This is a genomic window from Streptomyces sp. NPDC111520 (genome assembly GCF_055635295.1).
This window is the reverse complement of sequence record NZ_JBVKBW010000031.1, coordinates 37491-50620: the sequence shown is the minus strand read 5'-3', so window position 1 is coordinate 50620 and position 13130 is coordinate 37491. Positions and strand designations below refer to the sequence as shown.

Here is a 13130-nt window from a genome sequence, read left to right as displayed (position 1 = left end):
GCTCAAGTGCGAAAGTACGCTTCGGCGCTGGCGCCACGCCGACGCTTCGCATGCCGAGTACTGGAGCTCCGTGCTCGTCGACGGCCATCCGAATGGATACAACGGCAGTGGCAGCCACCTGCGTAGCCCGACGTAGGGGTCAGGACCCATCAGCGGGCTCGACGTGCAGTTGGCCTGCCACGTTACGGGAGAGGTGGTCGGTTGGCCACGGAGTGGAGGGTGGCGGGCCAGTCCGAGATGATGGCGGGCACCCGGTCGTCGGTCCCGCCGTGTGGCGCCGGCGGAATGTCGTTGCGGTAGCGCAGACCGAGCATCCGGTTGCCGGGCCAGGGAAGCGCAACGTCGTGCTCGCGGCGGCGCAGGTGATCGGGCAGGGTACCCGTACTAGTCGACGAGCCGCCGAGGATGCCGGTGCGCAGCAGTTCGTGTGTGCCGACATCTGATGGCTGCTTTCGATCATCCGGTGGTGGCTGGTTGCGGGCCAGCTGGGGCCGGAGGTCGTTGGAGTGGCACCGGTAGGCCGGAACCGCGGCAGGCGTGAGCCCTGGGCCGCGGTTCCGGTCCTGCGGGGGCGGGTTACTTCGTCAGGTAGGCGTCGATGATCGTCTCGTCGACGGTGTTGGCCTGCTTGTCCACGGCCTGTGCCTTGAACGACACGCTGCCGCCGGCCTTGGGGTTGGTGACCTGGACCCGGCCGTCACACACACTCAGCTTGTGCCAGTTGGCTCCCTTGTCGTAGGAGCCCCACACGCTGAGGGACTTGAGGTTTCTGCCCGCAGCGGTGCCGTGGACCGTGACGGGGACCCACACCTTCGCCCGGGCCTTGCCCGTGTTGTCGAGGGACAGGGCGGGGGTGAAGCGCACGACGGAGGTCGGGAGCTTGGTGATCCCCGGGGCGTACTCGGAGGAGAACGTCCAGCTCGCCGTCATGCTCGTGGAGACGTCGGCGACCTTGCCGCGCTTGACCGAGACGGTCAGTCGGTAGTCGGCACGCTCGTCCTCCGCGAGGTAGTAAACGTCCAGCGGGTTGGAGCTGGATTTGACGAGCTCACCGTTGCGGTAGAGGTCCGTTCGCGCGCTCTCGATCGGCGAGTTGTTGTTGCTGCTGTTCCCCTCACCGTCCGAGAAGAGCGGAAGCCGTCCGTTGATCGCCTCGTCCGTCCGGAGCAACCCGAGGAGTCCGGCGCCCTCCGGGAGATCCGGCCCGAAGACACCGACGTTGAACACCTGCTCGTAGGACCGTCCGGGCTTGAACGTCCGCGGAAGTGCGTCATAGCGCGACTCGTACGAGTCGTTCGCGTCGACCTGCATGAAGTTCACGTGCCACGAGGTGCTCTCCGAAAGCAGGTGCAGCGTGCCGGTGTAGGGCAGGGCGTGCACGGTACCGAGGCCGCCACCGCCCTCGGTGCCCGGCGTGATGAATCCGAACTTGCCCTTGGCGGGGGCCCCGAGCTTCATCGTGACGTCGGCGAACTCCCTGGACTTGGAGTGGTGGGTGAAGCCGGTGAGGTAGCGGTCACCGGTCGGCTGGTACACCAGATGGTACTCGTCGTGCCCGTTGACGCCGGTGGAGAAGGTGACGGTGAGCTGCTGGATCAGCCTGTCGCCATCGGCCGCCTTCGGGCCGAGGTGGGCGGTGCGGTACTTGGCGAGGGAGCTGGTGAAGACCCCGTTGAGGGCCCTGGATCCGTCGGGCAGCTCGATGCCCGCGCTGACGTGACCAAAAATCTGATGGGCGGAACGGTCGGGGACGGTGATGTCGAGCGGCTTGGCGGTGCGTGCGTCGACCGTCACCGTGGTGTCCTTGGTGACGTCGAGGTTGGGCTGGTTGAACCAGTCACCGCCCTGGCCGTACGAACCCTCCGGGTCGACCCCGACCATGCTGTTCAGGAGGTACCGGCCCTTGGGGACGCGCACCGAGTACGTGTCGCCGTCCAGCATGACGCCGACGCCCACAGCGGGTCCTGACAGGCCTTGCAGCTGGGCGTACCAGGCGGGGGCGGGGGCGGGCTTGCCCTTGCGGTCCAGGGGCTTCACCGTGACGGTGTACATCTCCGACTCGCGGTCCACGGCCAGCGCGGTGCCGACGGTCTGCCCGTCGCCGGTGGCCGTGAGCCGTCCGGTGAAGGCACCGGCTGCGTCACCGCCGAGGCGGGTGTCGGCGGTGACCTTCACGGTCGCCTCGCCGTGCGCCGGGACGGTGACCTGTTCGTCCGCGGTGAACATCCCGGCGGGCGCGGGGTTTCCGTCCGGTGCGGTGGCGTCCACGGTCAGCTTCAGGGTGACCGGGGCGTCGCCGGAGTTGCGGTAGGTGAGGTCCTTGGTCAGCGGCTGGTCGTCGGCGTGCGGCCACTGCGCGAGTCCGAACGAGAGCGACGTCTCGCGGGCGACGACGGTCTGCCTGATCGCGTTGTGCAGGTCGACCCGGCCCGAGCCCTGTTCGAAGGGCGTGTACCCGCCGGGCGTCGTCGAGGAGACCAGCGCGTCCTTGATGTCGTCGCCGGTCCAGCCGGGGTGCTGCTGGGCGATGATGGCGGCGGCGCCGGCGACGTGCGGGGTGGCCATCGAGGTGCCGTTGAGTGCCATGTAGCCGTCCGCGACGGAGGGGGCGACGCTTGCCAGGTAGCTGTCGTGCGCGGCCGCGGCCCCGATGGCCACACCGGGCGCCGTCAGATCCGGCTTGATGCCGCCGTCACCGACGCGCGGGCCGGTGCTGGAGAACGGCGCCAGCTTGTCCTGCTTGTCCACCGCGCCGACGGTGAGCGCGGCGTCCGCGCTGCCCGGGGAGTTGACGGTACCGGCTCCCTGCTCGCCGGTGTTGCCGGCCGCGACGACGAAGAGGGTTCCGCTCTCGGCCGAGAGCCTGTTGACGGCCTCCTCCACCGGATCGATCTCCGGGGAGTCCCAGGTGCCCAGGCTCAGGTTGACGACGTCTGCCTTCTCGGCAATGGCCCACTCCATGCCCGCGATGATCTGCGACATGCTGCCCTTGCCGCCGTCGCCGAGCACCTTGCCATTGAGAAGGCGGGCCCCCGGCGCCACCCCCTTGTACGTGCCACCGGACTTGGCTCCGGTGCCGGCCGTGATCGACGCGACGTGCGTACCGTGACCGAACCGGTCCCCGGCGTCGGGCGAGTCGGAGAAGTTCTGCTCGGCGACGACATGTCCGGCCAGATCGGGGTGGGTGGTGTCGACACCCGTGTCGAGAACGGCGATCCGCGTGCCGGTGCCGTCGAAACCGGCCGCCCACGCCTCGGGGCCGCCGATCTGGGGGACGCTCTTGTCCAGGCTCGCCTCGACGACGCCGTCCAGCCACACCGAGGCGATACCCGGTGCGACACTGCGCTTCACGGCGTCCGCGGGCCCGTTGGTGACCGCGGACCACAGGTCCGCGGTGCCGTTCGCGGGCGCGGCGACGGCGTCGGCGTTGACGCTCGGCAGCGTGCGCTCGACCTTGGCACCCCCGGTGGAACGCAGCGCCGACCTGGCCGCCGGACGGGCCGCGTCGTACATCACGATGAGGCGCACGTCCTGACGGTCCGCGTAGGCCGGAGTGCTCAGTGTGGTGATGTCGAACAGACGCCGGTCCACCCGGCCGCTCAGGACGAGGCTCCGGGTGTCGTCGGGCAGGGCGTAGGTGTGGCCGTCGCGGGTCTCCACCCGGATGGGTATGTCCTCCCGGCCCTTGGCCGGACGCGCGGAGACGATCTCGCCCTTCGCGTTCACCGCGATCCGGTCACCGGTGATCAGCGGGATCCACCGGTGCATACCCGCCCCGGTCGAAGTGCCCGTGATTGCGGGACTCGTTCCGAGGGGCGACGCCGTTGCCGAAGCCGAGGCCGGCGTGGCCGACGTCGTGTCGGTGGACTTCGCAAGTGCCAGGGACGCCGACGGGGTAGCGGCGACCAGCAGCATGCTGAGTCCCACGACCGTGCCGAACGCAGGTCTCTTGGACGTGAATTTCACGGTGTCCTCTCGCTCATTCACCCCGCGCCGACGCGTGGATTTCACGGTGGCCTTGGGGCGCGCCGCACAGCGAAGCACCGGTCCCGAGAGGGTGTCAACGGGTTGATCTTGGGTAGATGACTGATAAACGGGCCGTCAACCGTTTTGTTATTCACGGCATTAACGAACTTTTTGACCCCAATCCGCTCGCTGTCCCCGCGTTCATGGTGGAAGGCGGTCGGACTGCGCAATTTCCCGCCCCCCTCATGCGGTACGGCCGGATTCGAAGTAGTGTCCGCACCGCCGCGTCAGGGCAACGTGCGTTTTCGCCTGATCAAGCCGCCGAACGGTGTTGACGTACCCAGCGATCTCGAGCCCGCCGCGTTCGCGGGCGACGGCGCAGGGCGGCCCCCATGCAGCGATCCGGGCCGCCCAGGGTCCGGGGGCCCGGGTCGTAGCCGAGCTCCGCGACGACCGCACACGATGTGCCCAGGCCAGGGCGGTGAAGGCCTGCACCGGCGCAGCCCCGGTGACCCGCCGATTTGGCTGCTGCGCTGCCATGCCGTAAACCCCGGTGCCGTCAAGAACCGGCCCGGCGGCCCAGCTGCATGCCGGCTTTCGCCCCGCCGCCACGGCGAGCCCGCTGTACCGCCGCTCTACGGAAGCTCGTTCAACGAGATCCTCGGCTTCCCCTTCCCCCGTCCTGCAGCCGGCGCCGCCCCCGATCGGCCGGAATTTCAACGTCCTGCTGGAGTGCCGCGCCTATCCGGGGACGGCCATTCGGGAACTTGCGATGTGCCGGTCGGGCCGCGCAGATGACCCTTCCAGTCGCATACAGGCACCGGCGCAAAAGTGACATGGCGTCAAAGTGACACGTCGGTGATCTCGACACGACCGGCCGGAAGCGGATTCATTCGACTTTGGCATTCGCACATCCGCTGGTTCATTTTCAGCTCGGTTGGGAGCTCCTTTGCCTGGTTCACGCATACGCGGCCTAAGGCTGACCGCACTCGGCATCGCGTTGGCGCTGCTGCCGTCGCTCGGCGCGATCACAGCCTCCGCAACTCAGACCGGTACCCATACGGCGGACACCGCGCTCCTGGCGGCCGTGGCGGCCGGCAAAGACGCCGGCGTTCCCCGGACGGTCACGTTGATCAACGGCGACAAGGTGACCGTCACGGGTACCGGCGAGTCCGCGGTCACATCACTGGAGGGCCCCGAAGGCCGCCCGGTGTCGGCGTACACCGCCACACACGACGGCGAGACCTTCGTGTACCCGCAGGAGGTGCTGCCGTACGTCTCGGCGGGGATCCTCGACGAGCACTTGTTCAACGTCACGCGGTTGCTCGCCGATGGCTACGACGACACGCGTAGCGACCATCTGCCGCTGATCGTCCGCTACGCCGACGCGGCCCGCGCGCGCAGTGCCGGTTCGCTCCCCCCAGGAGCCGTGCGCCTGCGGACGCTGACCAGCCTGCAGGGGGCCGCTGTCGCGGAGAAGCGCGACGAGGCAGGGAAGTTCTGGGACGCGCTCACCAAGAACGTGAACACCTCCGCTCTCGCGCGCAGCAGCACGCTGGGTGGTGCGGTGACCTCCAAGCGCGCCCCGGCCCCGCTACTCGCCGGCGGCATTCAGCGCGTCTGGCTGGACGGCAAGGTGAAGGCCGACCTGGCCGACTCCGTCGGGCAGATCGGCGCGCCCGAGGCCTGGGAGAGCGGTGACACTGGCCAGGGCGTGGACGTCGCGGTGCTGGACACCGGTGTCGACGCCGACCATCCCGACCTGGTCGGCCAGGTCGCGGCCGCCGAGAGCTTCGTTCCCGACGAGAGCGTCGTCGACCACCATGGGCACGGCACCCACGTCGCGTCGACCATCGCCGGCACCGGCGCCGCGTCCGGCGGCAAGGAGAAGGGCGTCGCCCCCGGAGCCCGCCTGCACGTGGGCAAGGTCCTCGGCAACTCTGGTGCGGGCCAGACCTCCTGGATCCTGGCCGGCATGGAGTGGGCCGCGCGGGACCAGCACGCCAAGGTCGTCAGCATGAGCCTGGGCGGCGAGCCGACCGACGGCACCGACCCGATGAGCGAGGTGGTCAACACTCTCAGCGCCGAGACCGGGGCACTGTTCGCGATTGCCGCGGGCAACACCGGCCCGCGAGGAGCGGTCAGTTCACCCGCCGTCGCGGACGCGGCGCTGGCCGTCGGCGCGGTCGACTCGGCCGACCGGCTGGCCTCGTTCTCCAGCCGCGGGCCCCGCGTCGGGGACGGCGCGCTCAAGCCGGAGATCACGGCTCCCGGCGTCGGCGTGCCGGCCGCCCGGTCGCAGCACGCTTCGGGTGAGGGCTTTTACACCACCATGAGCGGCACGTCCATGGCAACCCCGCACGTCGCGGGCGCCGCCGCCCTGGTTGCGGCCGCGCACCCGGACTGGACGGGGCAGCAGATCAAGGACGCCTTGGTCAGCACCACCAAGGCCACGCCCGACTACTCCGCCTACGACGCGGGCAACGGCCGCTTGGACGCCGCTGCGGCCGCCAAGGCTGACGTGTACGCCACCGGAGTGGTCGACGCCGTGCAGGAGTGGCCGCCGACTCCAGGCGTGGACGTCGACCGCAAAGTGACGTACACCAACGACGGTGACACCGCGGTCACCCTCGACCTCGCGGTCGAGGCCGGCAAGGCCCCCTCAGGCCTGTTCACGTTGTCGGCACCACGGGTGACGGTGCCCGCGCACGGCACCGCCGCGGTCACCGTCACCGCGCACCCGGACCGCGCCGAGGAGGCCATGCTCTACAACGCCCGTATCGAGGCCGCAGACGGCGGCTCGGTCAAGCTCGCCACGGCCTTCGGCCTCGTCACCACGTACGAGCTGCACGACCTCACGATCGCGGCCAAGGACCGCTTCGGAAAGCCCGTCACCGGCGACTACTGGGTCGTGCTTCAGCAGGGCAAGCGGCCCGGGATCACCATGGCGGGATTCGTCGCCGAATCCGTGACCGTGACCATGTACTCCGGGCCCTGGTCGGTCGTCGCGGCCATCTCGGTGGAGGGCGCGAACGGCCCGCACTCGCGCGGCCTGGCCATGGTCGCCGATCCGGCATTCCGGCTCGACGAGGACGCGACGCTCACTTTTGACGCCTCCAAGACACGCCGGGTCACCGCGGTCACCCCGAAGGAGTCCGTCACCACCTACATGCGGGTGGACTACAAGCGCACACTCGACGCCTCGGGCACCCACGAACTGTCCTTCTACCAGTGGCCCACGTACGACAGCGTCTGGGCGCTGCCCACCGGTGAGAAGGTCACCGAGGGCGAATTGACCATGCGGACCCGCTGGCGCAACGAGCAGCCCCCATTGAAGCTCGCCTCCCGGCAGGAGGCCGTCGACGACATCCTCGTACGACGCGGCGCCACCCCGCTGCCCAAGGGCACGAGCCGGCTCGCCGCGGTCTACGCCGGGCAGGGCGCGGCGGCGGACTACAAGGACTTGCGGGTCAGCGGGAAGGCCGCCGTCGTGGTCCGCAACGACAAGGTCACCGCGAGCGAGCAGGCGGCGGCCGCCGCGGCGGCCGGGGCCAAGCTGCTCATCGTCGTCAGCGACGGCGAAGGCCGACTGGACCCCCGCACCCAGGCCACCCCGCCGCTGACCGTCGTCGCGGTCGGCAAGGACCAGGGCGACCGCCTGATCCGCCGTGCTGCCACCCCCGGCGGCACCGAGCTGAAGGTGTACTCCAACCCCACCACCGAGTACTTGTACGACCTGGCGGGCGCTTGGGACGGCGCGGTGCCGGCGGACACGGTCTACCGGCCCGCAGCCAAGGACCTGGCCAGGATCGACGTCGCGTTCAAGAATCACCGGCAGACCGACGCCCGCGAGACCCGCTACGCCGTCTGGCCTGACGCGCCAGATCTCCGTGTCGACACCGAACTCCCGCGCCCGGCACGGGGAACCCGCACCGACTGGGTCTCCACCAGCTCCGGCGTGCAGTGGGCGCAGGCCGCGACGGTGCTCGGCGAGACCAGGATCGTGGCCCCGCCGCGGACCTACAAGGCCGGTACCACCACGTCCGACGAGTGGTTCGCACCCGTCACCCGGCCCCGGATCAGCACCTCCTTCCCCGGCACGTTCAACTTCCGGCAGGACGACCTGCTCTTCGTGAACGTTCCGGCCTGGGGTGACGCCGGCACCCGCCGCGAGGGTCACGCACTGACCCGGGACGCCCGTGCCACCGCCTCGCTCTACCGGGGGGACACCCTCCTGGCTTCCAGCAGCGGCACCCTCACCGTCGCCACCGGTCTGAAGCCCGAGCGGCAGGCGTACCGGTACGTACTGGAGACCGCCCGCGGCGCGTGGAGCAACCCGTTCTCCACGGCGACCCGGACGGAGTGGGACTTCACCTCCGCCGCCGGTGCGCAGTACGAGGGCCGCGCCGTGGCGCTGATCCAGCTCGACTACGCCGTCGACACGGACGGCGACGGCAGGGCGCGGCGTGACGCGTCCCTGACCGTCACCGCCGAGCACCCGCCGACGACCGACCCCGGCCAGGACATACCGCCCTCCTCGGCCATCGGGAAGGTCGGCCTGGAGCTCTCCTACGACAACGGCAAGACCTGGCACAAGGCCGACGTGACGCGCAAGGGAGGCGGCTGGCGCACCACCCTCGCCGCCCCGAGGACGGCTTCTCACGTCACCGTTCGCGCCACGGCCGCCGACGACCGGGGGAACGCCGTGCAGCAGACCATCACCAGGGCCTTCGGCCTGAGGTGACCTGAACCGCACACCCGAGTGGGCCCGGGACGGAACGCCGTCCCGGGTCCGCTGCGCCAGCCGGTCACCGACGGCACGCCCACCGGAACGTCACCCTGCGGTTCTGGTGCCCACCGGCGAACGGAACGTGGACTGTTTCGGAGCGCAGAGCACACCCACATCCGCGGCGTGGTCCTGCGCTCGGGCGACCCCGTGCGTCGAGCAGGAGATGCGCGCCCCGCTCACACTCTCTGCGCCGGACGGAAGGATGCGACTCGATCCGCCACCATCGAGTCGTCACATCCACGCCGGGTGCATCGTCTCCCTGACGTGAACACTTGGGAAACCGATGGGCCGCTCGCACTGCCGCGGCCGCCGGCGCGTTCGCCGGCCCGGCCCGGGGCGAAGCTGGGCGCTGCTGCGCGATGGCCGACGCCGCCCGCCCCGGCCACTCGTGACCGGCATCGGTTGTCGGCCGCAAGGGATTGCCCGTACCGGATTCCGGACCTCGATGGCTTCCTTGGCGCAAGAGCATCCGAGCGGAGGCCGGACCGGCCTAGCTCAACGCGACTGTCCGGCAGGGGCTGTGCACGGGGCACGCGCATACATCGCTGCCGCGTCGCTTGTTCCCATGGATCCGCCGCCCCATAGCCACCACCGCTGACGAATCGAGGCCGGGATCGAGAGGGAACAGGGCCAAGGTGAGCGAACATTTCTGGTTCACGGTGTTGGGCCCAGTGCGTGCCCAGCGCGGCTCGACGGAGATCGAACTGGGATCCCGTCAGCAACGCGCGGTCATTGGAGTGCTCCTGCTGCGGGAGAACGGCCATGCCTCGCTCTCCGAGTTGATCGAGGCGGTATGGGGGACAAATCCTCCACGTACGGCCGGACAGACAATCCGCACCTATATACACCGTTTGCGGAAGAGTCTGGGACCGGCTGACGATGCGGGCGCCTCGTTCATCGTCTCCGCGGGTAATGGCTACGCGTTGCGGGTCGCCCCCGACCAACTGGATCTGAGTGTGTTCCGTCAGCGGGTCGCGATGGCGGAGGGGGCCGTCGGGACGGCACACCAATCCAGAGTCGTAGCTCATCTCCGCGATGCCCTCGACTTGTGGCGCGGAGAACCGCTGGCCGGAATTCCCGGAACGTGGGCCGAGTCTCAGCGCAACCGTCTTGAGTCGCTGCGCCTCGTCGCAGTCGAGCGACGTATTAACGTGGAATACGAACTCGGCCGGTTCGGCGAGGCCACCGCGGAGCTCTTCGATCTGGTCGCCAAACACCCCCTGAACGAGAGATTCAGGGAGATGCTGATGTTCTCTCTCTGTAAGACCGGGCGGCAGGCTGATGCGCTTGCGGTGTACCGAGAGGTGCGGAATCTGCTCTCGGAGGCCCTGCAGGCGGAGCCCGGCCCCCGCCTGCAGGTCCTCCATGAACGTGTGCGGAGGGCTGACCCCGACTTGTTGGTGTCGGACATATTTCCCGATCCTGAAGTTGGCCCTGCCGTCCCCGGATCCCCAGCCGGAGCCACCCTCGGGGTGTCACCACCCCGGGTTCCGTCCCCGCCGCCGGCCGACTTGCCGACTCCGGTCGGCCGTGACAACGAACTCGGCGTGATCGACGCGCTGTTGGCAGACGATGCACAAGGTGCTGCCATCATGGCGATCTGCGTGATCGTCGTCATGGCCCGAGCAGGGAGGGCCACCCCCGCGGTGGACTGGGCACACCGGATCGCACATCGATTTCCCGATGGGCACATATACCTTGATCTGCGCGGATTTGATTCATCCAGTCCGGTCATGACTCCGATGGAGGCATCCGCATCGATTCTCCGGTCCCTCGGAGTTTCGTCGTCACTGATCCCATCCGACTTGGATGGTCGAACAGCGCTTTATCGCAGTCTGCTATCCAGCCGGCGGATATTGCTGGTACTCGACAATGTCCGTGACGCGGAACAAATACGTCCGCTGCTGCCGCGCACGTCGAGTTCGCTGGTGGTCGTCACCAGCGGATGATCTTCGGCGGATCGTGCGCATGACAGTTCGACAAACTCACCGCCTGGTCGGCTTCGACCAGGACCTCGCGGCCGAGGCCACCCGCACCTCCAACCGGATCCGCGGTCTGTTCCCCCAGTTCCTTCCCGGTCCCGGCACGGCGCCGTCGACGTCGACGCGCCATTGCCGGTCACGTCCCAGATTCCCCCATGACCGTCCTACTGCTCTGGCGAGCACCAGGACGGTCATGGAAGCGGTCGCGGTGTTACCCGTGTGCGGGGCCCATCGCCCGATCGAACGAGGCGACAGCGGTCACGCCTACCGACGCCGCACGGAGTCCGGCGACCAGCGCCTCGCGTGGTCCAACCCCTCGAACAGCGTGGCCGGTCAGGCACTCAACAAGGCCACCAGGTCGGTGGCCACTTGGCGGTCGATCGGCGTCGGCACAGCCTGCACCCCCGGGATCAGCCGATTTTCCGCTGCCGCGGTGAGTGCCGCAAGGCTCCTGGCCTGGAGAGTGAGTCCGAGGTCCATGGCCTGGATGGGGTTCCCCTTGGCGGCCGTCAGGTTGATCATCTTGGTGTCGGCCAGCACGATGACCTCCCTCCCGTCCTCCAGACGGTGAACAGCGCGTTCCTGTCCGCTGGCTCCCGAGCGCTCGACGGCGACCGTACGCCCGGACAAGGCCTCGGTGTCCAGTTCCCAGGGCATGTGTCCGACGCCGGCAATCACCGCGCCGTCCGCGAGAGCGTCCAGCTCCGCTGCGCCGATGACATCGGGGTGTCCGGTGGCAAGGAACAGCAACTGAGTCTCGGGCAGGAGATCGCACAGCGCTCCTGTTGCATGCCCTGCCATGACGGCTTCGAGCGCGCGGTACGGGTCGATGTCGGCCACCGAGACACGAGCGCCGAGCTTGGCAAGGGTGTCGGCCACCCCCTTGCCGCACGGCCCGTAGCCGACGACGGTCGCACGCGCTCCGGGGAGCATGAGGTTGGTGGCGTTCATGAAGCCTTGCACGACGCTCTGCCCGACACCGTACTCGTTCTCGACCAGCAATTTGAGCCGACTGTCGTTGATGACGATCACCGGGAAGTCGGGCTGGACGTCCCAGGAGCGGATGCGCAGTCCGCCGGTGGTGGTCTCCTCTGTGGCCCCCTCAAGGGAGGGGAGGCCGCCCCGTGTGAGGACGCCTTGTATCAGGTCGCCTCCGTTGTCGAGGATCAGGTCGGGCTCTGCATCCAGGACGCGGGCGATGTTGTCGCGATGCTGCTCCAGGGTGTCCGAGCGGTAGCCGATGACGTGCACGCCCGCGTCGCGCAGGGCGGCGGCGGTGGCTTCCTGAGTCGTGCCCGGGGACCCGGTGAGCGTGACATGAGCGCCGGCCCGGGCCAAGTGGGACACGAGCACGGCGGTCTTGGGTTCGATGTGGAGACAGATGCCGATCCGCCGGCCGGCGAAGGCGCTTGCGTGGGTCTCCATGGTTGCCGCGAGCAGCGGCATGTGCCGGGCGGCCCACTGGGTGTCGTCGTGGGAAATCGCGAGGGGCGCAGCGGAGAACTGGGACATGACAGGTTCCTTGGCTGTGAAGAGTGCGTTGGTGCGTGCACGCGGTTGCGCGGATGCGAACCGACGCTTCAGCCGTAGAACTCGCTGCGGTAGGAGTGGTCGCCGAAGATGCACAGGCGGCGGCTTCTTCCGATCATGCTCATCGGGGCCTCCCTCCCGTGGAAACGGTCACTGCAGCTCTCGGGCGACGAAATCAGATCGTAGGTTACACGTATAACTATGGCACGCCAACAGGCCCGTACCGGGCCCGGGCAGAGCAGAAACCTCGGTGAGCCGCTGCGGGTCCACCAGTGGATGGGTGTGACCGCGCAGACGCAGCAAGGCCAGGCAGCGACGGCGCTGACCGGCCGATGACCGGAGTCGGCGGGGCATGCCGCGGTGACGGAGAGGAGGCTCCCGCCCGTGCGGGGGTTTCGCCCTGCCGGATGGCCGATCATGCAGGAGGTGCTGTCCCGTCCCGCGCAAATGCCGAGGTCGGTTCAGGAGCGGCGCGTCAGTCGGTGGTGGGCGCGGCGGGCGTATTCCTGATCGGTGACCGGGGTCATCCAGTGCACGACGTCGTGGTCGGCGTCGCTCTCGTTGATGGCCAGGTGGACCATGAGCCGGTTCGGGGCGGCGCCGTGCCAGTGCTCCTCGTCCGCCTCACCACATAGGACACGGTCTAAGTCGACGAAGGCATGGCTGAACCCGTGGCGGGAGCACATGGCCGACATCGATGACAGGCCGAAACGCCCGCTCCACTGACCGAGTGCCTTCCTCCTGCGGCCGCCTGAGCGCAGCCAGGTCCCGCCGCCGACGACAGAGAACAACCGCGGCCATACGGGCCTGCGAGCGAGCAACTCCCCGGAGCGTTGCAGCCGGTCGCGAGTTGGCACGCATGC

General features: G+C 69.0%; 6 protein-coding genes. 3 read left to right on the top strand and 3 right to left on the bottom strand.

The window, feature by feature from the left end; all coding sequences use genetic code 11:
- Positions 1–576 precede the first annotated feature (576 nt).
- Positions 577–3768, bottom strand: a complete 3192-nt coding sequence (locus ACZ7MY_RS40050) for a S8 family peptidase (RefSeq protein WP_499610534.1) — start codon at positions 3766–3768, stop codon at positions 577–579.
- Between the two features lie 1147 nt (positions 3769–4915).
- On the opposite strand from ACZ7MY_RS40050, the gene ACZ7MY_RS40045 reads away from it, so the two are divergent.
- On the top strand, positions 4916–8710 hold the full coding sequence (locus ACZ7MY_RS40045; protein WP_499610532.1) for a S8 family serine peptidase: 3795 nt from the start codon (positions 4916–4918) through the stop codon (positions 8708–8710).
- 680 nt (positions 8711–9390) lie between these two features.
- On the top strand, positions 9391–10704 hold the full coding sequence (locus ACZ7MY_RS40040; protein ID WP_499610529.1) for an AfsR/SARP family transcriptional regulator: 1314 nt from the start codon (positions 9391–9393) through the stop codon (positions 10702–10704).
- Between the two features lie 366 nt (positions 10705–11070).
- Here the strand turns inward: ACZ7MY_RS40040 and ACZ7MY_RS40035 are convergent, their stop codons facing one another.
- Entirely contained in the window at positions 11071–12249 is a 1179-nt protein-coding gene (locus ACZ7MY_RS40035; protein ID WP_499610527.1) for an adenosylhomocysteinase, read from the bottom strand.
- Positions 12250–12468: 219 nt separating this feature from the next.
- Here ACZ7MY_RS40035 and ACZ7MY_RS40030 point away from each other — a divergent pair, with 219 nt between their 5' ends.
- Positions 12469–12603 (top strand): hypothetical protein, encoded by a 135-nt coding sequence (locus ACZ7MY_RS40030; protein WP_499610524.1) that lies wholly within the window; start codon positions 12469–12471, stop codon positions 12601–12603.
- 125 nt (positions 12604–12728) lie between these two features.
- Here ACZ7MY_RS40030 and ACZ7MY_RS40025 read toward each other — a convergent pair whose 3' ends face one another.
- The gene (locus tag ACZ7MY_RS40025; RefSeq protein ID WP_499610521.1) at positions 12729–12953 is read right to left on the bottom strand and encodes a cupin domain-containing protein; all 225 of its coding nucleotides are present in this window, start codon (positions 12951–12953) and stop codon (positions 12729–12731) included.
- Positions 12954–13130: the final 177 nt, after the last annotated feature.